Source organism: Pelagerythrobacter rhizovicinus (assembly GCF_004135625.1).
Classification (GTDB): domain Bacteria; phylum Pseudomonadota; class Alphaproteobacteria; order Sphingomonadales; family Sphingomonadaceae; genus Pelagerythrobacter; species Pelagerythrobacter rhizovicinus.
The window spans coordinates 1445445-1467152 of record NZ_SDPV01000001.1 but is presented as its reverse complement, the minus strand read 5'-3'; the positions used below and the strand labels follow the sequence as shown (position 1 = coordinate 1467152).

Genomic DNA, 21708 nt, shown 5'->3' with positions numbered 1-21708 from the left:
GTTGCGGCCTGCGCTTCCTGTAGAGTGCAGGACAGCGCGGACAAGTGGAAAGCATGGCTTTTTCCCTGCGGAAGGAGGCGTTAGGAAGGTGGCCGTGCTCAACCTGCCGAACATCCTGACACTGTCGCGTATTGTGACGATACCGCTCCTCGTAGCGCTGTTGTGGTGGCCAAGTTGGGCTTTCGGATATCTCCTCGCCTTCGCGCTCTACTGTCTGATGGGCGTTACCGACTATTTCGACGGTTATCTGGCGCGTGCGAGCGGTACGGTTTCGAAGCTGGGCGTGTTTCTCGATCCCATTGCCGACAAGATCATGGTCGCCGCGGTGATCCTGGTGCTGACGGCGCAGGGGTGGCTGCGCGGTCCGGTGGCGGGCGATTTCCATGTCATCGCGGGCCTTGTCATCCTGATGCGCGAGATCGCCGTGTCCGGCCTGCGGGAATTTCTCGGGCCGCTGCAGGTTTCGGTGCCGGTCAGCAAACTTGCCAAATGGAAGACCGCAGCGCAGATGATCTCGCTCGGAGCGCTCATTCTGGGCGGCGCGCTGCCGGGCTGGATGATGGCGTTTGGCGATACGAGCTTCAACGTGCCGCACCTCGTTGGCATTGTGACCCTCTGGACGGCCGCCGTGCTGACGGTGATTACCGGCTGGGACTACCTGCGGGTCGGTATCAAGCACATGGACTAAGCGGCGCTCACGGGCCCTCAACGCGTCCTAGCCGGCCCTCAGTTCCTCAGCCAGCAGCTCGAAATCGGCCTTGCGGGGCGAGTTCTTGCGCCAGATGAGCGCGATCTCGCGGCTGGCGGCTTGCGACTTGAGCGGGCGGGCGACGACCTCCGTTTCGTGAAGGATACCCGCATCGATCGCCATTTCGGGCAGCATCGTGAGTCCCAGATCATTGTTCACCATTTGCACCAGCGTGTGCAGGCTTGTGCCGATCATCGTCGCCGAGGCGCGCAGTTCGGGCCGGTTGCAGGCGGCGAGCGCGTGTTCCTTGAGGCAGTGCCCGTCCTCGAGCAGCAGCAGTCGCCCCTCGTCGATCATCGAAGGCGGGATGGCTGCGGGCGGATCGCGCGGATCGTCCTTCGGGAAGGCGACATAGAGCCGGTCGTCGGCGATATGCGCCATGTCGACTTCGCCGGTCGCGAACGGAAGGGCGAGCAGCACGCAGTCGACCCGTCCGTGGTGTAGGCTCTCCACCGCGTCGTTGCTCGTCTCCTCGCGCAGGAAGAGCTTGAGATCCGGACGTTCGCGGCGCAGCCGCGGCAGGATGCGCGGCAGCATGAAGGGGGCGATCGTGGGGATCACGCTCATCCGCAGCGTGCCCGACAGCGGCTTGCCGCTCGCGCGGACGAGGTCCGACAGTTCCTCCGCCTCGCGCAGCAGGCGGTGTGCCTTCTCGACCACCTGCTCGCCCAGCGTGGTGAAGCGCACCACGCGGCGGCTGCGCTCGACGAGCGTCACGCCGAGCAGCGATTCGAGCTCGCGGATGCCGGCCGAAAGGGTCGACTGGGAGACGAAGCTCGCCTCCGCCGCGCGCCCGAAATGGCCATGCTCGTGCAGCGCCACGAGATACTGGAGCTGCTTGATCGTGGGGAGATAGGTGGACATTGCTAGATAACGGGCCCTCTAAGGAACACATCCCTCATTCCGAGGAGCGGCTTGGGAGTGGCCGAGCGGCATCGCGAAGACCCCCGAAGGATTACTCGGCCGCTTCCGCCTCGGCCATGTCGTCTGCCGCGTCGTCGATGTGCGTCATATTCAGCTTGCCGCCCTTGACCGCGAAGGCGAGCTTGCCTTCGACCAGGTCGAGCGCATCCCGTCCGAATACCTCGTAACGCCACCCCTGGAGGACCGGCAGCTTGCGTACGCCTGCGGCGAGCGCCTCCATTTCATCCGAGCGGGTGAGCAGCCGGGCTGCAACGTCGATCTCGCGTGTGCGAATCTTGAGAAGCAGCTTGAGCAGATCGGCGACCAGCGCGCCTTCCTTGCCGAGCGGCGCGCCGCGCTTGGGCTTGTCGGGCATCTCGTCGGCGGGCAGCGGCTCGGCCTTTTCGAGCACCTTCATCAGCCGCTTGCCGATGTCGTTGTCTTTCCAGGCGTTGGAAAGTCCGCGCACCTTGACGAGATCGGCCTGCTGCTTCGGCGGATGGCTTGCAATGTCGGCCAGCGTTTCGTCGCGCATAATGCGACCGCGGGGGATGTTCTTGTGCTGCGCCTCGCTCTCGCGCCAGGCGGCAAGCGCCTTCAGCCGGCCGAGCACGGCCGGATTGCGGCCGGCCTGGCGGATACGGCGCCACGCCTCGCCCGCGTCGTTGCGGTAATTGGCCGGATCGGCGAGCTTCTCCATCTCGGCATCGAGCCATTCGCCGCGTCCGGTCTTCATCAGCTTCTTCAGGATCTTGGGGAAGATCCTGGAAAGATGCGTGACGTCGCCAATCGCGTATTCGATCTGTCGGGCGGTCAACGGGCGGCGGCTCCAGTCGGTGAAGCGGGCGCCCTTGTCGACCGTGATGCCGAGCCACGCTTCGACAAGGTTGGCATAGCCGATCTGCTCCGACTGACTGACCGCCATCATGGCGATCTGCGTGTCGAAGATCGGATGCGGGGTCTTGCCGGTCAGGTTGTAGATGATCTCGACGTCCTGCCCGCCCGCATGGAAAACCTTGAGCACGTCCTCGTTGTCGCACATCAGGTCGAGCAGGGGGGCGAGGTCGATCCCGTCTGCCAGCGGGTCGATCGCCGCGGCTTCCTCGTCATTGGCGATCTGCACCAGGCACAGTTCCGGCCAGTAGGTGTTCTCGCGCATGAATTCGGTATCGACGGTGACGAAGTCGGACTTCGCAAGACGTTCGCACAGCGCAGCGAGCGCGTCGGTGGTGGTAATCAGGTCGTGTATCTTCATTCGATCTTTTCTGTCGTGGGGCGGAGTACCGCCACTCGGGTGCCCGGTGCCTTGACAAAGGCCCGTGCTTCCCCTGTTAGCGCGCGCGACATGCCGCGGTGCGCCATCGGTGGCGCGCCCTTAGCGCCATAGCTCCGAAAATGGAAAGATTTTAGATGCACGCCTATCGTACCCACAACTGCGCACAACTGGCGAAGGCGAACGTCGGCGAAACTGTTCGTCTCTCGGGCTGGATCCATCGCAAGCGCGATCACGGCGGGGTGCTGTTCGTCGATCTGCGCGACCACTACGGATTGACCCAGATCGTCGCGGACGAGGACAGCCCGGCGCTGGGGGTGCTGGACGGGCTCAAATTGGAGTCGGTCGTCACCATCGACGGCGAGGTCAAGGCGCGGGCCGAGGGTACGGTGAACCCGAACCTGCCGACGGGCGAGATCGAGGTCTTCGCGCGTGGGGTGGCGGTGCAAAGCCGCGCCGAAGAACTTCCGCTGCCGGTCGCCGGCGAACAAGAATATCCGGAGGATATCCGCCTCAAGTATCGCTTCGTCGACCTTCGCCGCGAGACCATGCACCGCAACATCATGCTGCGCAGTCAGGTCATCACTTCGATCCGTCGCCGTATGACTGCGCAGGGTTTCACCGAGTTCCAGACACCGATCCTCGGCGCCTCCAGCCCCGAGGGCGCGCGCGACTATCTCGTGCCCAGCCGCTTGCACCCGGGCCGCTTCTACGCGCTCCCGCAGGCGCCGCAGATGTTCAAGCAGCTTCTGATGGTCGCCGGCTTCGACCGCTATTTCCAGATCGCACCGTGCTTCCGGGACGAGGATCTGCGCGCAGACCGCAGCCCCGAGTTCTACCAGCTCGATTTCGAGATGAGCTTCGTCACGCAGGAAGACGTGTTCCAGGCGATCGAGCCGGTGCTTGCCGGCGTGTTCGAGGAATTCGCGAACGGCAAGAGCGTGACGCCCGCGGGCGAGTTCCCGCGTATCCCCTATGCCGAGGCGATTCTGAAGTACGGCACCGACAAGCCGGATCTGCGCAATCCGCTGATCATTTCGGATGTCACCGATCACTTCCAAACGTCCGGCTTCGGCCTGTTCGAGAAGATCGTCGGCTCCGGCGGGCGCGTTCGCGTCGTTCCCGCGCCGAACACGCACGAGAAGAGCCGCAAATTCTTCGACGACATGAATGATTGGGCGCGGCGCGAAGGCTTCGCCGGGCTAGGTTACGTCACCCGCAAGGGCGGCGAGTTCGGCGGCCCGATCGCCAAGAACCACGGCACCGAAGGCATGGAGAAGCTCTATGCCGAACTCGGGCTAGGCGAGAACGACGGCCTGTTCTTCGCCGCGGGCAAGGAGAAGGACGCGGCCAAGCTCGCCGGTGCTGCGCGGACCCGCGTCGCCGAGGAGCTCGGCCTGATCGAGCAGGGCTGCTTCAAGTTCTGCTGGATCGTCGACTTCCCGATGTTCGAGTATGACGAGGAGCAGAAGAAGGTCGACTTCAGCCACAATCCCTTCTCGATGCCGCAGGGCGAGATGGAGGCGCTGGAGAACGAGGACCCGCTGACCATCAAGGCCTGGCAGTACGACATCGTCTGCAACGGCTACGAGCTGTCCTCGGGCGCGATCCGGAACCACCGGCCGGACATCATGTACAAGGCGTTCGAGATCGCCGGCTATTCGAAGGAGGACGTCGACGCGAACTTCTCGGGCATGATCGAGGCGTTCAAGCTCGGTGCGCCGCCGCACGGCGGCTCGGCCCCGGGGATCGACCGCATCGTCATGCTGCTGGCCGACGAGCCCAACATCCGCGAAGTCATCGCTTTCCCGCTCAACCAGCGTGCACAGGATCTGATGATGGGTGCCCCCTCCATGGTGAGCCCGCGCCAGCTTCGGGACGTGCACATCCGCACCGTCGATGCGCCGAAGCCGCAGCCGGGCGAGGATACGCGCGTCGATCGGGCCGGGGACGCTTGAGCGGGCACTTGCCAGCGCGTTCGCCGTTCATTAGGGCGAAAGCAACATTTAACCCCAATACACAGAGGGCATAGTATGAGCGATACCGCCGACCGCGTGCAGAAGATCGTCGTCGAGCATCTGGGCGTCGAAGCCGACAAGGTGACCCAGGATGCGAGCTTCATCGACGATCTCGGCGCCGACAGCCTCGACATCGTCGAGCTGGTGATGGCTTTCGAGGAAGAATTCGGCGTCGAGATTCCCGACGACGCGGCCGAGAAGATCACCACCGTCGGCGATGCGACGAAGTACATCGAAGAGCACAAGGGCTAACGCGCAAGCCTCATCCCCCGTTCGCCCCGAGCTTGTCGAGGGGCCGTTCTTCTTTCGGTCGAAACACCAGAAGAAAAAGCGGGGCTTCGACAGGCTCAGCCCGAACGGGTTGGGCCTGTTGTGCGTTCAGACAGGGGCCGATTGAGTTTGGAGAAGCAGATGCGCCGTGTGGTCGTAACCGGTCTGGGCCTCGTGACCCCTTTGGGGGGCGACGTCGAGACGACATGGAAGAACCTCATCGCCGGCAAGAGCGGAGCGGGGCAGATCACCCGCTTCGACGCGAGCAACCAGAAGTGCACCATTGCCTGCGAAGTGAAGGCGAAGGATCACGAATGGGGCTTCGACCCCGACAAGCGCGTTGATCATAAGGTCCAGCGGCAGGTCGATCCGTTCATCATTTATGGCATCGATGCCGCCGGTCAGGCGCTCGAGGACGCCGGCCTCGCCGAGATGGATGACGATCTCAAGCAGCGCACCGGCGTCTCGATCGGTTCGGGCATCGGCGGTCTGCCCGGAATCGAGAGCGAATCGATCGTGCTGCACGAGCGCGGTCCCGGCCGCGTGAGTCCCCACTTCGTTCACGGCCGGCTGATCAACCTCATCTCCGGACAGGTCTCGATCAAGTACGGCCTGATGGGGCCGAACCACTCCGTCGTGACCGCGTGCTCCACTGGCGCGCACTCGATCGGAGACGCCGCACGGATGATCCGCGAGGGTGACGCCGACGTGATGCTCGCAGGCGGCGCGGAAGGCACGATCAACCCGCTGGGCGTCGCGGGCTTCGCGCAGGCACGCGCGCTCAACATGAGCATGAACGACCGCCCGACCGAAGCGAGCCGCCCCTACGACAAGGACCGCGACGGTTTCGTCATGGGCGAAGGGGCGGGCGTGCTGGTGCTCGAGGAGTACGAGCACGCCAAGGCGCGCGGTGCGAAGATCTATGCCGAGGTGGTCGGCTACGGTCTCTCGGGCGACGCCTACCACGTCACGGCGCCGCATCCGGAAGGGAAGGGCGCCGAACTCGCGATGCGCATGGCGATCCGAAAGTCGGGTCTCGAGCCTTCCGAGATCGACTACGTCAACGCGCACGGCACTTCGACGATGGCGGATACGATCGAGCTCGCCGCGGTCAAGCGCGTAATGGGCGACGACCTCGGCGGCGCGTCGATGAGCAGCACCAAGTCCGCCATCGGGCACCTTCTGGGCGGCGCCGGTGCCGTGGAGAGCATCTTCTGCATCCTCGCCATCCGCGACCAGATCGTTCCGCCCACGCTCAACCTCGATAACCCCGACGAGGGGACCGAAGGCGTCGACCTTGTCCCGCACGAGGCGAAGAAGCGGGAGGTTCGCGCCGTGCTCAACAACAGCTTCGGCTTCGGTGGGACCAACGCCAGCCTGGTGATGAAGAAGGTCGACTGACATGCGCCGGCGCGGCTGCATCGTCGCCGGGGCGCTCGCCGCCCTGGCGTTGCTCACGGCCGTGGTGTTCGGCAGCCTGGCCTTCGGCTCCGCGCAGGTGCAGAAGGATACGGCGTTCATCGTCCCGTCGGGCGCGACGCTGACAGCCGTCGCGCACAAGCTGGAGAACGAGGGGCTGATCACTTCGGCCGACGGCTTCCTGCTGCGTGCCAAGCTGCTCGGCAGCTCCGACCCGATACAGGCCGGCGAGTTCCGCCTCCCGGCAGGGATCGGGCAGGGCGGCATTCTCGACACGTTCCAGCACGGTGAGGTGATCCGCCGCTTCATCACCATTCCCGAGGGCATGCCGTCGATTCTCGTCTACGAGAAGCTGATGGCGGAGCCGCTGCTGACCGGCGAGATTCCGGTGCCTGAAGAAGGCTCCGTCCTGCCCGACACGTATGCTTTCGAGCGAGGGGAGGCGCGGACCGCGGTTCTCGCGCGGATGCAGGCGGCGATGCGTAACTATCTCGCTGAGGCGTGGCCCAAACGCGGGGAGGACATCGCCGTCGATACGATCGAGGAGGCGGTGACGTTGGCTTCGATCGTCGAGAAGGAAACCGCGCTGCCGAAGGAGCGGCGGATGGTCGCGGGGCTCTACTCGAACCGGGTAAAGGACGGCATGTTCCTCCAGGCGGATCCGACGATCATCTACCCGATCACGAAGGGCAAACCGCTCGGCCGCCGCATCCGCCAGTCGGAGATTGCGGCGATCAACGACTACAACACCTATTCGATGGCGGGCCTTCCGAAGGGCCCGATCACCAACCCGGGGCGGGAGAGCATTGCCGCGGTACTCAATCCCGCGAAAACCGACGCGCTTTACATGGTCGCCGACGGCACGGGCGGGCACGTGTTTAATTCGGACTATGCCGCGCACCAGGAAGCGGTCGACAAGTGGTTCGCCATTCGCCGCGCACGTGGAGAGATGTGACCGGAGCGGCATCTGCGCCGTTGATCGTCACGGCAGAACTGCCGCCGGACCTCCACCGCTGGGCGACGCGATTGCGCACAGCGCACTACCCGCCCGAGCGCAACGTTCTGGAAGCGCATGTCACCCTGTTCCACGTGCTTCCGCCAAGTGCCGAGAACGAGGTTCGCGACGAGCTCGCCGCGGCCGCGGCCCGGTACGCGCCGCCCGCAGCGCGACTCGAGGGAATCCTGCCGCTTGGGGAGGGCACCGCACTGCGCCTTTTCAGTCCCGCGATGCTGATGCTTCGTGAGGAGCTGGCCGCGCGGTTTCACGGCCTGCTGACAGCGCAGGACGCGCACCAGCCGCGCCTCCACGTCACCATCCAGAACAAAGTGCCGGTGCGGGCGGCGCGCGAGCTTCAACGCACGCTCGCGGCCGAGATCGAGCCGCGCGGCTTCAGCTTTCCCGCGCTTGCGCTGTACTACTATCGCGGCGGGCCGTGGGAGTTCGTCAAGCGCTGGCCGTTCCGCGGCAAAAACCGAGGTTGACCGGCTCGCAAGCCCGCCCTAAATGCGCCGCCTGCCCCCGCACCCGCGGGGGCGCCGAAGCCGCTGCGCGGCCGGCATAAGCCCCGTGGGGCGGAGTAGCTCAGGTGGTTAGAGCAGCGGAATCATAATCCGCGTGTCGGGGGTTCGAGTCCCTCCTCCGCTACCATTCGCGAATCGCTTCCAGGACGTCGCATTTTCGGCGGTTTTCCGTCGGCCTTGAGGTGGCGAAGCGCGCCGGAATCATACATTTCGCACACTCGTCGCATGGTCAGATCGGCCATTCTTTGCCCCCGCTTTGACGTCACTCGTGTGAGAATTCGTGTGATCGTTCCGGGCAGGGAAGAAGGTCGGCGCGTCAAACGGCGCATTTGCGCGGGCAAAAACCAATATAGAACTGAGCTCGGAGCGTTCCGGCCTTCCGATCGAGAAAGCCGGGTGGCGCGAACTAGCGGATCACTGGCTATCATCGCCAGCTTGTCGCTGGCGGCGTCACTGTCGAGGAAGCATCGCTCAAGGGCAGCGACAATCCGCGGCGTCCGATGGATTGCTGCGGCAAATGCTGCACGATGCCGGCAATCGGCGGGGCCGCGAACGGTTGCGTGCTGTCGGACGGCCATTAAAGGGAGCCGATGCGCCTCAGACATATCGAAGTTTTCTACGCCGTTTATCGCACAGGTTCGGTCACCGGCGCCGCTCAAGAGCTGAACGTCTCCCAGCCCTCGGTCAGCAAAGTGCTGCGCCATGCTGAGGACCAGCTCGGCTATCCACTCTTCCGGCGCAGCAAGGGGCGGCTCGAGCCGACCGAAGCCGGACACGAACTGTTCGGCGAAGTGGACGAGGTCTACCGGATGATCCGTTCGCTGAGGCGGACTGCGCAGAACATCGGTTCGCGCAGGGGCGGACATATAAAGCTGGGGCTCTTGCCTTCGCTGGGCTTTGGCGTGATCCCGGAGGCGATTGCCCGCCTTCGGGCAGAGCATCCCGACGTCAGCTTCGAACTCGACACGCTTCACACGCGCGACATCGCCTCGTCGCTGTACGAGCGCGGATGTGATGTGGCGATCGGCTACGGAGCCGCCGCCAAGTCCAGACTGGCGGTTCGCCAGATCGGCGAGATCGAGCTCTTGGTCGCGGCACGAAAGGACCAGTACGTGCCTGCCGACGGAGTGGTCGACATCGAGGACCTTTCAGATCGGGACTTCATTGGGCTTCGCGACAGCGGACCGTCGGGCGCCGTGCTGGTCGATGAGATCGACCGCCTCGGGGTCGTACCGCGCGAGGTTGTCACGGCGCGAACCTACTACGTCGCCCTCGCATTGGCGGAGCGCGGCGTGGGAGTGACGGTGGTCGACGAGTTCACCGCACGCGACATGCGCAGCGATGTCATCGGGCTCTATCGGTTCCGAACACCGATCGTCGCACCGGTGTCGGCGTATTTCCTCCAGGAGAATGCAGAGGCACCGTTGCTGTCGGGATTTCTCGACACGGTAGAGGACATTCTGAGCACGAGGCCCGGGCAGAGAGTATAACCTCAGGCTATATCGATGCGAACTGTTTATCGGACGGGCTTTCTTGCCTTCTCGATCGCTGCGGTGCCACAAAAGTGCAACAGGCGGCCGGGCCGCTAGACACTCATTCTTCCAGGGGAGGGAAGCTGATGACACGCTCCAAGCGCACGCTCATGCGCGCATTCTTCATGGCGACCACGGCCGGTCTAGCAGCCCCGGCGCTTGCGCAGCCGGAGCCGGTCGCCGTTCCCGAGCCGCAGGAAGCGGAGGAGAACGCCGAAATCGTGGTCGTCGGCACCCAGATCAGGGGGTCGAAGATCACCGAGACGCTGCCGGTCACCGTGCTCGATGCAGACGGTATCGACGCAATCGCCGCATCCTCCGGTGATGAGCTGTTTCGCGCCATCCCCCAAGCCGGCGATGTGGGGTTCAACGAACAGCGCACTACCGGCGGCATCAACGACGCGCGCGGCGATGTCGCTTCGATCAATCTGCGGTCGCTCGGGACGGGAAATACTCTCGTCCTGCTGAACGGTCGCCGGATGGTGCTTCATCCCGGATATCAGACGGAAAACCTCGTCCCGGTCACGTCGGTCAACGCGAACGCGATCCCGGTTGCTGGTGTCCGCCGGCTAGAGGTGCTGCGCGACGGCGCGGCCGCGATCTACGGCACCGATGCCGTGGGCGGCGTCGTCAACACCGTGCTGCGCGACAATTTCGACGGCGTGACCGCAGAGGTCCAGTACGGCGGGTCCGAGGGTACGTCGCTGCGCGAGTTCAGCGGCAACGCGGCGCTGGGGCATACCTTCAACCAAGGCCGCACGAATGTCTCGCTGTTCGTCGATTATCTCGCCCGGGAGGGAATGCCAGCAAGCGATCGGCGCTATGCGCGCAATTACGATACCCGATGGCTCGTCGACGGAACACCGTTCGAGGGCGATACCGATTTCGACAACCGTTCGACCAACTCGCCGTTCGGCGAATTCCAGCTCTACGGCTATACGGCGACCGTCCATCAGAACGGAACGGCCATCACCTCGCCGAGCGACTATTGGCATATCCAGCCCGACACGATCGCCGGCTGCCTCGCGGACCTCGGTAACGGTCTGTGCGCCGACAACAGCACGCAGAACTCGGTCAACGACGAGGACCGGATGTACCGCTACAATCTGGCGCACGATCGCTGGATCGTGGGCGATACACAGCGCTTCAATTCGTTCCTGTTCGCCAACCACGAGTTCGACAGCGGGTTGGAGCTTTTTGCCGAAGCCGGCCTCTACCTGTCGGATTACACGACCCATCGGGAAGCAGATGCGCCGCTGACCGCAGTCGACATCATCGTGCCGGCCAACAACTACTGGAATCCGTTCGGTCCGACGCACTTTTCCGACGGCAGCGTGAACCCCAATCGCCTGCCCGGGCTCGATATCCCCGATGAAGGCGTGGCGATGGTCCTCAACGACTATCGCTTCGTCGACGCCGGTCCGGAGGTGATCGAGGTCAAGAACACCAGCTATCGCTTGCTTGCCGGCCTGCGGGGGGAAGTCGAGGGATGGAATTGGGAATCGGCTCTCCTCTGGTCCGAAGCCGAGACGGAGGACAAGTCCAACCGGATCAGCAACACGCTGCTGCAGCAGTCGCTCGCGCTGGAAACGCCGATGGCCTACAACGTCTTCAACGGCGGCAATCTGGAGGATTTCTCCAACGGCGACACCACGCGCAATGACCAGGCGATCATCGATGCGATCACGGTAGACGCCTATCGCACGAACAAATCCCAGCTCGGCCTCTGGGACCTGCGCGTCTCGCGGCCTGACCTGTTCGCTCTGCCTGCCGGCGACGTTGGCGTCGCGTTCGGCGGTGAGTTCCGCTACGAGGCGTTCAAAGACGACCGCGACGAGCGGCTCGACGGGACCATCACCTTCACCAATCCCGTGTCGGGCGACATTTCCACCAGCGACCTGCTGGGTTCCAGCGCTACGCCCGACTCTTCGGGGGAGCGGGATGTCGCCTCGGCCTATCTCGAGTTCGCCATTCCGGTCATCAGCCCGTCAATGGAAATCCCGCTCGTCCGGGCGTTCGAAGTACAGGCCGCAGCCCGTTTCGAAAGCTACTCCGACGTCGGAGAGATTCTGAAACCCAAGGTGGCGGCGGCCTGGACGGTGTTTCCCTGGCTCAAGTTCCGCGGCTCCTATTCGGAAGGTTTCCGCGCACCGAACCTGGTGCAGATCAACGAGAACGGGCTGGAGCGCAGCAACGGACGGCTCGACTACGTGCGCTGCGAGGCGGACCTGCGCGCGGGTCGGATCGCCAGCCTCGACGATTGCGGCCGGTCGCAGTCGGTCGTGAGTCAGCGCGAGGGCAGTGACGAACTGGGGCCGGAAACGAACGATTCCTATAGCCTTGGCGTCGTGTTCCAGCCCATGATCGCCAACAACCGCTTTGGACGGATCACGGCGACAGTCGATTACTGGCGGATCAATCAGAGGGACGTGGTCGGCATCTTCGGCGACGACAACCAGATCGCCTACGATTATCTCCTACGCACCCGCGGCTCATCGAATCCCGCGGTCGTCCGCGATACACCGACGCAGGAAGATATCGATAACTTCGCAGGGACCGGCTTGGAGCCGGTGGGCGAAATCCTCTTCGTGAGCGACCGGTACATGAATCTGCTGCCGCGCCGGATCGAGGGAATCGATTTTACGCTGCTCTACGAACTCGACGATACCGCGGTTGGCGACTTTACACTGAACGTCAACGCGGCCCACCTGCTGCGGTTCGACCAGGAACCCTCGCCTGAAGCGCAGGAGATCATCGACGCCCAGGCGGCGGGCGAGATCTTCCAGGGCTTTGTGGTCGACGGCGCGGAAGGTCTGCTGCGGCAGGATGGCAACCCGCGCTGGCGGCTTTCAACCTCGCTCACCTGGCGCCTCGGCAACTTCGGCGCCGGCGTGTTCGGCCGCTACGTCAGTTCGGTCAAGGATACCGGTGCAACGCTGGACGACGGCACGCAGTGGGTGGTGGACGACTGGGCCTACGCCAACGTCTATGTGCAATATACGTTCGACAAGGGGGCGCTCGACAACACACGGCTTCGCCTGGGCGTGCGCAACGTGACGAACGAGGAGCCGCCGCTTGCCGATAGCAGTTTCGGCTATCTGGGAGCGCTGCATTCGAGCCGGGGCCGCTACTGGTACGCCTCGATCCGGAAGCGGTTCTGAGCGCAAAAGGCATGAAGTCTCGGTGCAAGATGGCGAGCCGTCTGGCGGCGGCCCTGCTCGCTGTTCCTTCGGCGGCGGCGGCGGAACTGCCGGCGGCAGACCTGCTCATCGTTGGCGGTGAAGTTCACGACGGCACGGGCGCGGCCGGGCGGACAGCGGACATCGCGGTGCGAGACGACCGCATCGTGTACGTGGGACCCGACGGGGAACGGGCAGTGCATGCCGCCCGGATCCTAGATGCGTCCGGATTGCTGGTCATGCCCGGTTTTATCGATCCGCACACACACGCCGACGGCGACCTCCTGTCCAGCGATCCCGACCGACGGGAGAATCCCGCCTACCTGCATCAGGGTGTAACAACCGTGGTGATCGGGAATGACGGCGGTGGCTCTCCGGACATCGCGGAGAAAGCCGCCGGGCTCGAGAACGCAGGCGTCGGCACGAATGTGGGGCTGATGGTCGGGTTCGGGCCGGTGAGGGAAGAAGTGCTCGGCGAAACGAACCGCGCGCCGACAGCTGACGAGCTTGCCAGGATGCAGCGGCGGGTCGCGCGCGCCATCTGCCAAGGTGCGCTGGGATTCTCGACCGGGCTGCACTACGCGCCGCAAACGTTTGCCGAAACCGGTGAAATCGTCGCCCTCACTCGCGAGGCGGGCAAACGCGGCGCGATCTACGATAGCCATCTGCGCGACGAAAGCAGCTATTCGACCGGCCTCAAGGCATCCGTAGCCGAAGCGATTGCGATCGGGCGGGAGGCCGGCGCGCCAGTCCACATCGCCCACATCAAGGCACTTGGCCCCGACGTGTGGGGTTCGAGCGGCGAGATCATCGATATGGTAGACGAGGCGCGAGCTCGCGGACAGCGAGTTACGGCGGACCAGTATCCGTGGCGCGCCTCCGGCACGCGTATCAGCAATGCACTCGTCCCGCGCTGGGCGCTCGACGGTGGCATGCCGGGGCTGCGGGCACGATTCGACGATCCGGAGGCCGCCGCACGTCTACGCACGGAAATGGCGGAGAATCTTCGTCGTCGTGGAGGGGCGGAGACGCTTCTGATCACACGGGGGATCGGTGATGCCGACAGATGGGACGGCAAGACCCTGGCCGAAGTCGCCGCGGCGATGGGGTCGAAGCCGATCGAAGCTGCCATTGCGATCCTGCGACGCTCGGACGCGCGCGTCGCCTCCTTCAACATGGATCGGTCCGACATCGAGGCATTTGCAGTGCAGCCCTGGGTTATGACCGGTTCGGACGGCAGCACCGGCCACCCACGCAAGTATGCGACTTATCCCAAGGCCTATCGCGATCTCGTCACATCGGGAAAGCTCGATCTGCCTACGTTCGTCAGGCGAAGCAGTGGACTGGTCGCCGACACGCTCGGCTTGACCAACCGGGGCTATCTGGAAGCGGATGCGTTCGCCGACATCGTCATCATTGATGCAGAGCGGTTCGTGCCGCGGGCTGGATATGCCAATCCAGAGGAGCTCTCGGAAGGCGTCGTCCACCTCATCGTCAACGGCAGCTTGGCCATCGAGAACGGCCGGCCTACGGGTGTGCACTCCGGGCGCGTCCTGCTGCGCCAGCCTTCACGAGGAACCTGCCCATGATCCGCTCGCTCGCTCGTCGCTGGTTTGCCATCGTCCTGTGGAAGCGGATTCTGGCGGCCTTGGTGCTCGGCGCCCTCGCCGGGCTCGTGCTCGGGCAGGCAGCGGAGCAGATCAAGTGGATCGGCGATCTCTTCATCCGGATGATCCGCATGCTGATCGTGCCGCTCGTTTTCGTGACGCTCGTTGCCGGTGTCACCGCCATGAAGGACCCGAAGCGCCTCGGCTCGATCGGCGGCAAGGCGATCGCGCTCTATCTCGGCACGACCTTCTTCGCCATCGTGATCGGTATCATGCTCGCCCTCATCTTCCGACCGGGGGACGGAATCGACCTGAGCGGCGCGGAAGCCAGGCCAGTGGGCGAGCCCGGCTCGCTGGCGGATCGCCTGCTCGGCATCGTGCCCGAAAATCCATTCGCAGCATTCGCCGAAGGCAACGTGCTGGCAGTGATCTTCTTTGCGATCATGGTCGGCGCCGGGCTGATTCTCGCGGCCGAGCGGGGTAAACCCCTTGTGGACCTGTTCGACGCCGGTTCGGAAACCATGCTCAAGGTCACCGGGATCGTGATGGAGTTCGCGCCGTTCGGTGTGTTCGCCCTCGTCGCCTGGGTCATGGGCACAGTGGGCCCGGGCACCTTCCTCAACGTCTTTCTCCTGGCTGTGGCTGTCTATCTCGGCTGCTTCCTTCATATGTTGCTGGTCCACGGCGCGATCGTGAAGTTCCTTGCCCGTCTGCCGGTGCTGCCCTTCTTCCGTGGCGTGCGTGAGCCGCAGCTCGTCGGCTATTCGACATCGTCGAGTTCGGCCACGCTCCCTGCAAGCTTGTCGGCAGCCGAGCACAACCTCGGGATTCAGCCACCGGTTGCGTCGTCTGTCCTGCCGCTCGGTGCGACAGTCAACATGGACGGGACGGCGCTCTACGTTGCGATGATCTCCATCTTCGCCGCGCAGGCGTTTGGCATACCCCTCGATCTATTCGGCTATCTGTTGATCGGTCTGACGACCACACTCGTCTCCGTAGGTACGGCCTCGGTCCCATCGGCGTCGCTGTTTCTGATGGCCGCCGTGCTCGACGTCATTGGCATGAGTGCGGCGCAGACGGCGATCGTAGTCGGCTTTATCCTGCCGTTCGACCGCATTCTGGACATGATGCGCACCGTGGCGAACGTTACCGGCGATCTCGCGGTCGCGACGGTGGTAGCCGTGTGGGAAGGCGAAATCGACCGCGAGACCTACATGGCCCTGCCCACCGAGTAAGGAGCCTTCGATCATGCAGCCGTTCCATCTCGCCTTTCCGACCGTCGACCTGACGGCGACGCGCGCCTTCATGATCGATGTGATCGGCGCACGGATCGGACGCGAAGCGAGCCGCTGGGTCGATTTCGACCTGTTCGGCCACCAGGTTACCGCCCACCTCGTCGATGCTGGCGAGGGCGCACCGACCAACCCGGTCGACGGCCATGCCGTGCCGGCGTTCCATTTCGGTGTGGTGCTCGAGTGGGACGAATGGGAGAACCTCGCCCGACGCTTACGTGATCGCGGGGTCGAGTTCCTGATCGAGCCCTACGTGCGCTTTGCCGGCAAGCCCGGCGAGCAAGGCACCTTCTTTGTCCGTGAGCCGGCCGGCACCGCGCTGGAGTTCAAGACCTTCCGGGACATGGCCCAACTCTTCGCAACCTGAGGGGAGACATCCGATGAAACGCCTTGCCACCGCCGTCGCGGTGATTGCTCTGTGCCTGTCCCCCATGGCGCACGTCCCGCTGGCGGGACAGCAACAACTTCTCGACTACGATACCATCCACCACCCGGTCGTCGACGACGAGGCGATGGTGGTAAGTCAAAACCAGCTAGCGAGCCGGATCGGTGCGCAGATCATGGCCGAGGGCGGAAATGCCGTTGACGCGGCGGTGGCGACCGGATTCGCGCTCGCGGTGACCCTGCCGCGCGCCGGCAATCTCGGCGGCGGCGGGTTCATGCTCGTCTACCTTGCGAGCGAGAACCGCACCGTCGCGATCGACTATCGCTCGGCGGCGCCGGCGGCGGCCGAGGCCAAGCTGTTCCTCGATCGCAAGGGCCGTCGTAAGGACAACGCCGACTATGGCCACATGGCGGCCGCCGTTCCGGGGACCGTCGCCGGCTTGAAGCTCGCACACGAGCGGTGGGGGTCGCTGCCGTGGGAAAGGGTAGTGCGCCCGGCGGTCGAGATCGCCCGCGACGGGATCGTGGTGACTCGCGACCTGTCCGAGGCGCTGCGCTGGGGTCGGAAGCGACTGGAGAGCTCTGATGCGGCGATGGCGACGTTCTTCAAGCCCGACGGCTCACCGTACGTGTTCGGCGAGAAACTCCGGCAGCCGGAGCTTGCCTGGACGCTCGAGCGCATTGCCACCGCCGGCGCCGACGATTTCTACCGCGGCGAGATCGCGAAGCGGATCGTCGCGGACATGGAAGCACAAGGCGGCCTGATCGCGGCAAGCGACCTTGCCGCCTACGAAGCCAAGTTACGCGAGCCCATCGCGACCGACTATCGCGGCCTGCAGGTGGTGACGATGCCGCCGGCCAGTTCGGGCGGCGTCGCATTGCTCGAGATGCTCAACATGCTTGAGCGATTCAACTTGCGCGAGATGGGGCACAACAGCGCCTCGACCGTGCACATCCTTTCGGAGACAATGAAGCTTGCCTACGCCGATCGCCGAAAGTCGATGGGCGATCCCGATTTCGTGCAGAACCCCGTCTCGACACTCATTTCGAAAGCCTATGCTCAGGAGCGAGCCAGGCTCATCTCGCGCGAACGCAGTACTCCGCCCGAGATGATCTCGCCTTTCGACCCGTTCGCCGGGGAAAGCCCCGACACCACGCACTTCTCCGTCGTAGACAAGCAGGGCAACGTCGTCTCCAACACCTACACCCTCGGCTCGTCGTTCGGGTCCGGTGCGCTGGTGGAAGGCGCGGGCTTCTTGCTCGACAACCAGATCAAGAATTTCTCGCTGCGGGTGAACGTACCCGGCGCGACGTTCTCGAACAGCGAGATGAACAAGATCGAGCCGGGCAAGCGGATGCTTTCGAGCATGACCCCCACGATCGTATTCCGCGAGGGCAAACCATACATGGTGGTCGGATCACCTGGCGGCAGCACGATCATCAACACGGTGCTGCAGATCATCCTCAACGTCGTGGATCACGACATGAACATTGCCGAGGCGACCTTCGCTCCGCGCATGCACCAGAACTGGAAGCCTTCGGAGCTCGAGCTGGAGCCTGGCTTCAACATCGATTCCCTGCGTGTCCTGGAATCCCTCGGGCATGAAATCGAGGTGCGCGATACGATCGGCAGCGCCCAAACCATCATGCTCGAAAACGGCAAGATTCTCGGCGCCGCCGATCCGCGCAGGCCCGGCGCCGCCGCGGTTGGCGTGAGCAACCTGCGCGCGTTTGCCGAGTAAATCGGGAGTGAGGGCGCCTCAGACCGCCTGAGGATCGAAGGCCACGGCCTCGATTTCGATGTCAGCTTCGGCGACGAGGCCCGACACGACAGTCGATCTGGTCGGATACGGGCGCGTGAAGAGCTCCGCGTAGACAGCGTTCATTCCCGCCATGTGCTCGGCCGAAGTCAGCCAAACGGTTGTCTTCACTACGTCGGCAAGGTCGAGGCCTTCGGCATGCAGCAAGGACCGCATGTTCGCAATCGCCTGTCTGGTCTGCTCCTCGATGGGACCGTTGCACATCCCACCTTCGGGTGTGCGCGGGAGTTGTCCCGACAGAAAGAGGAGCGCGCCGGCCCGGCGCGTCCTGCTCAGCGGGATCCCGGGTTTCGAAGCATCTGTGCTCATAATTCTTCCTTCGTTGATAGAGCCTGATGCTCTGGAACAAGGAGACGTGCCAAACGCTCGGCCGAACCCATCGCGAGAGTCCAGCCGAGAACGCCATGGCCGAGATTGTAAGCGAGGCGCGGGTGCGGCCGCGCAATCCGTGGCTGTGCGTCGGGAGTCATTGGCCGAAGCCCGGCCCAGAAGGCCTCCGCCCGCTCGAATGCAGCGCCCTTCGGCATCGATTCGCGTGCGCCTGCGAGCAGTGCCTCCAGCCTTTGTGGGTCGACCGCCCGGTCCGCGTTCCCGAGGTCGGCGAGACCTGCAACGCGAACGCGCTCGCGCAGCCGTGTGAAGACAATACGGGCGTCGACGTCGGTGATGCTGATCGAAGGGGAAGCGGCTGTTGCCGAGGCCGTGAACGAGTAGCCCTTCATGGGCATGATCGGAAGGACGATTCCGAGCTGGCGCAGCAACTTGCCCCCATCGGCGCCCGAACAGTCGATCACGATATCGGCCACCATTTCCGCGCCGTCAGCGCACATGGCAACCGCCTTGTCTGTATCGATGTGCAGGCGTTCGACCGTCTGTCGGAATGCGCACTTGACCCCGTAGCGACCGACCAAGAGGTCGCGCATCGCATGAGCGAACCGATGCGGATCGCCGACCGCTTCGTCCGGCGAATAGAGCACACCTCTTATGCCGGGTGCGGACCACTCTAGCGCCGGCTCCCTCGTCACGGCCTCCGCTGGCGAGAGCACTACCTGCGCCACGCCGGGCCCAGCCTTCATCGCAGCGACCGCCTGGGCGGCCTTCCAGCTCCGTTCGGAACGGTAGACGTGCATCTTGCCGGCCTTGCGGTAGCCGAAGTCGAGCCGATGGAGGTCGATCAGTTCGTCCATCGCCGCGCGCGATTCCAGCGCCAGTAGAAGAACGCCGAGCGTGTTGCTGCGGAACCGCTTCTGCGTGCAGTTGGCCAGAAAGGCGGCAATCCACCTGAGATAGCCGGGATCGAGGCGCGCACGCATGCGGAAGGCCGGAACCAGTCCGAGCGCCAGTCGAGGCAACTGCGTCAGCAAGCCGGGGCTGGCCAGCGCATCTGTATAAAGATAGCTGAGCTGAGCTCCGTTTGCGCGCGAGGTCTCCATCGCGGGCTCGCCATGCCGCTCGACCAGCGTCACTTCGACCCCGCGCCGGGCGAGGGCGTAGGCAGTCGAGACTCCCACGACGCCTGCGCCCACGATGATAGCAGTCGCTGGAGGTCTCATCGTTCGGATGTCGCGCTGAAAGTCCCGACCGTTCCGTCGCGACGTGGGTCCGCGCCCCCGACGAATCCGCTCCCGCTGGCGAAGATGGCGTGAAGCCCGGATTCCTCGCCGCTTCCCGGACGGACGTCTATACCCCGCGCTGCGAGGCTTTGACGAACAGAAGGCGGCAGCTTCGACGCTTCGCCACGGACGGAATCACCACGCGCAACGATGTTGGGCAGAGCGATCGCTTCTGTCGGCGAGAGCTTCCAATCGATCATTCCAACGATCGTCTTGGCGACATAGGCGACGATCGCGTTCCCGCCGGGCGAGCCGAGTGCGGCTACCACTTTTCCCTCGCGATCGAGCACGATCGTCGGCGACATGGAGGATCGGGGACGCTTTCTGCCGGCCACCGCGTTCGCTGCGGGCCGTCCGTCGTCGTCTACGGGTGAGAAAGCAAAGTCCGTCAATTGGTTGTTGAGGAAGAACCCGGCAGCGGTGCGGCCCGAGCCAAAATAGGATTCGATGGTTGTCGTCATCGAAAGGACATTTCCTTCGGTGTCGGCAATCACGAAATGCGAGGTGCCGCCCGGCTCACGCGTGGAATCCGTCCCGGGCGCGTCGAGCATGAGTTCGCCTGCCTGCGGAACCGGCATGGCGATTTCCCCGATCATGGCGCGGCGGCTCGCGAGGTAGATCGGGTCGAGCATCTCGTCGACCGGAACCCGGACGAAGTTCGGATCCCCGACGTACCGATCCCGATCAGCGTAGGCGAGCTTGCTCGCTTCCGCGAACAGGAACCAAGACTGCGGATGGTTCGGACCCAGGGCGGCGACGTCCGTACCTTCGAGAATGCCGAGGATCTGCAAGACCGCAACCCCGCTCGACGGCGGTGGGGGAACGCAGACCAGATAGACTCTGTACGGTCGGCACAGCGGCTCGTCGCGCTCGGCGCGATAATCGAGCAGGTCTTGGCGGGTCATTCCTCCGGGCAGGGGCGCTGCACGAGTGCGAGCGACCAGAGGAGCGGCGATCTCGTCGCTGTCGTAAAAGAACGAAGGGCCGTTCTCAGCAATCAGCCGCAACGTCTCGGCATATACCGGATTCGCATAGTGGGCGCCTTCGCCGAGCAACTCGCCGCCGCTGCCACGGAAAGCTTCGCGAACATCGTCGGCGCTCGACTGGGGGTAGGGGCCGCGGATATATCTCGCAGTGCGGCCCGTGAGAGGGTAGCCTTGGCGCGCGAGCGCGATCGTGCCTTCGAACGCACTTGCCCACGGCAATCTACCATGATCGGCATGTGCCTGTCCGAGCATCGCCAGCACGCCGGGCACACCGGTAGCGCGACCCCCGAGCATCGCCTCGCTGCGCGGCAGGGGCGTGCCGTCGCGGCCAAGGAGCATATCGGGTACTGCGCTGGCGGGTGCCTTCTCGCGCCCGTTGTAAGCGGACATCTTGCCGCTTGCGGCATCATAGTAGAGCAGGAATGCGCCGCCCCCTATGCCCGAACTTTGCGGCTCCACGAGGCCGAGCATACTCTGAACGGCGATTGCCGCATCGATCGCATTGCCCCCTCGAGCAATGATCTCCAGGCCGGCGTGCGTGGCTTCCGGATGTGCGGCGACGACAACGGCCTCCCTTGGAGCGCCAATGTGCGGTTCGACATGAACGGATTGCGCGCAGGAGGCCGAGGTCGCCGCCAGAGCGACAGCCAAAATCAGGCGCTGCACGTGGCGCGTGGACCGGGAAGCAAAATGATGTCTGATCAATGGGGTGCCCGCTTTGAGTTCACCCCATCAGTAGCGATCGAGCTTGCCGCGAACCTATGAGAGACCGTTCTCCGCCCTATAGACGCAGGTTATCGAAGCACTGTGGCCAAGATCCATGCACGCGATCCCAAGCGTCTGCAGATCGACCGAAGCTGGCAGCATCGCGAGATCGACACCGGCCGCACAAGGCCCTCCTCCGCTCGGGCCCGGCAGGGACAGACATCGGAATCGCGCAGCCGAGTTCCGAGCACGGTCGCGACCAGCCCCTTCGACGATGCGAACTCCGGAGAGATCGGACATCCGGTGCCGACGTGCTGAGAGGGCGCTTTCATCTTGGAAGCGGACGACGCTTCGAGCAAACTTGCAGATCTGACCTTCCCTTCAACCTCGATTGATGTGGTGTTCAACCGGCTGCGCCCTGACGCCCTGCTGAGATTC

Annotated in this window: 17 protein-coding genes and 1 tRNA gene; 13 read left to right on the top strand and 5 right to left on the bottom strand. The window is 64.3% G+C overall.

Annotated elements, in window-relative coordinates; genetic code table 11:
- Positions 1-94 precede the first annotated feature (94 nt).
- Entirely contained in the window at positions 95-688 is a 594-nt protein-coding gene (gene pgsA, locus ETX26_RS06990; protein WP_129524195.1) for a CDP-diacylglycerol--glycerol-3-phosphate 3-phosphatidyltransferase, read from the top strand.
- Positions 689-715: 27 nt separating this feature from the next.
- Here the strand turns inward: pgsA and ETX26_RS06985 are convergent, their stop codons facing one another.
- Together ETX26_RS06985 and rnd are read right to left on the bottom strand one after the other, a co-directional pair.
- Positions 716-1612 carry a hydrogen peroxide-inducible genes activator gene (locus ETX26_RS06985; protein WP_129523893.1) on the bottom strand — a complete coding sequence of 299 codons (897 nt, stop codon included), beginning with the start codon at positions 1610-1612 and terminating at the stop codon, positions 716-718.
- A gap of 91 nt (positions 1613-1703) precedes the next feature.
- On the bottom strand, positions 1704-2906 hold the full coding sequence (rnd, locus tag ETX26_RS06980) for a ribonuclease D (protein ID WP_129523892.1): 1203 nt from the start codon (positions 2904-2906) through the stop codon (positions 1704-1706).
- A gap of 155 nt (positions 2907-3061) precedes the next feature.
- On the opposite strand from rnd, the gene aspS reads away from it, so the two are divergent.
- From aspS to ggt (ETX26_RS06920), 12 genes are all read left to right on the top strand, one after another.
- Entirely contained in the window at positions 3062-4882 is a 1821-nt protein-coding gene (gene aspS / locus ETX26_RS06975) for an aspartate--tRNA ligase (RefSeq protein WP_129523891.1), read from the top strand.
- Positions 4883-4957: 75 nt separating this feature from the next.
- Positions 4958-5194, top strand: a complete 237-nt coding sequence (locus tag ETX26_RS06970; protein ID WP_047805955.1) for an acyl carrier protein — start codon at positions 4958-4960, stop codon at positions 5192-5194.
- A 159-nt stretch (positions 5195-5353) separates the two neighbouring features.
- Positions 5354-6613, top strand: coding sequence for a beta-ketoacyl-ACP synthase II (gene fabF, locus ETX26_RS06965; protein WP_129523890.1), 1260 nt, complete (start codon positions 5354-5356; stop codon positions 6611-6613).
- 1 nt (position 6614) lies between these two features.
- The gene (gene mltG, locus ETX26_RS06960; protein ID WP_129523889.1) at positions 6615-7586 is read left to right on the top strand and encodes an endolytic transglycosylase MltG; all 972 of its coding nucleotides are present in this window, start codon (positions 6615-6617) and stop codon (positions 7584-7586) included.
- Entirely contained in the window at positions 7583-8113 is a 531-nt protein-coding gene (locus ETX26_RS06955; RefSeq protein WP_165271715.1) for a 2'-5' RNA ligase family protein, read from the top strand. The genes mltG and ETX26_RS06955 overlap by 4 nt, the downstream gene beginning before the upstream one ends.
- Before the next feature lie 89 nt (positions 8114-8202).
- A tRNA-Met gene (locus tag ETX26_RS06950) sits at positions 8203-8279 on the top strand.
- 463 nt (positions 8280-8742) lie between these two features.
- The gene (locus tag ETX26_RS06945) at positions 8743-9642 is read left to right on the top strand and encodes a LysR family transcriptional regulator (RefSeq protein ID WP_129523887.1); all 900 of its coding nucleotides are present in this window, start codon (positions 8743-8745) and stop codon (positions 9640-9642) included.
- 128 nt (positions 9643-9770) lie between these two features.
- Positions 9771-12845 (top strand): TonB-dependent receptor domain-containing protein, encoded by a 3075-nt coding sequence (locus ETX26_RS06940; protein ID WP_129523886.1) that lies wholly within the window; start codon positions 9771-9773, stop codon positions 12843-12845.
- A 29-nt stretch (positions 12846-12874) separates the two neighbouring features.
- Positions 12875-14452, top strand: coding sequence for an N-acyl-D-amino-acid deacylase family protein (locus ETX26_RS06935; protein WP_129524194.1), 1578 nt, complete (start codon positions 12875-12877; stop codon positions 14450-14452).
- On the top strand, positions 14449-15705 hold the full coding sequence (locus ETX26_RS06930; RefSeq protein ID WP_129523885.1) for a dicarboxylate/amino acid:cation symporter: 1257 nt from the start codon (positions 14449-14451) through the stop codon (positions 15703-15705). Before ETX26_RS06935 ends, ETX26_RS06930 begins: the two co-directional genes overlap by 4 nt.
- Before the next feature lie 13 nt (positions 15706-15718).
- Positions 15719-16129: a VOC family protein gene (locus ETX26_RS06925; protein ID WP_129523884.1), complete on the top strand. Its 411-nt coding sequence runs from the start codon at positions 15719-15721 to the stop codon at positions 16127-16129.
- A 13-nt stretch (positions 16130-16142) separates the two neighbouring features.
- Complete coding sequence (gene ggt, locus ETX26_RS06920; RefSeq protein WP_129523883.1) at positions 16143-17888, top strand: gamma-glutamyltransferase; 1746 nt, start codon at positions 16143-16145, stop codon at positions 17886-17888.
- 18 nt (positions 17889-17906) lie between these two features.
- Here the strand turns inward: ggt (ETX26_RS06920) and ETX26_RS06915 are convergent, their stop codons facing one another.
- The 3 genes from ETX26_RS06915 to ggt (ETX26_RS06905) are packed head-to-tail and all read right to left on the bottom strand — an operon-like array spanning position 17907 to position 21231.
- Positions 17907-18275 carry a RidA family protein gene (locus tag ETX26_RS06915; protein ID WP_129523882.1) on the bottom strand — a complete coding sequence of 123 codons (369 nt, stop codon included), beginning with the start codon at positions 18273-18275 and terminating at the stop codon, positions 17907-17909.
- A complete protein-coding gene (locus ETX26_RS06910) occupies positions 18272-19585 on the bottom strand; it encodes an FAD-dependent oxidoreductase (RefSeq protein ID WP_263853374.1) in 1314 nt (437 codons plus the stop codon). Before ETX26_RS06910 ends, ETX26_RS06915 begins: the two co-directional genes overlap by 4 nt.
- A complete protein-coding gene (gene ggt, locus ETX26_RS06905) occupies positions 19516-21231 on the bottom strand; it encodes a gamma-glutamyltransferase (RefSeq protein WP_129523880.1) in 1716 nt (571 codons plus the stop codon). Before ggt (ETX26_RS06905) ends, ETX26_RS06910 begins: the two co-directional genes overlap by 70 nt.
- Between the last annotated feature and the right edge of the window lie 477 nt (positions 21232-21708).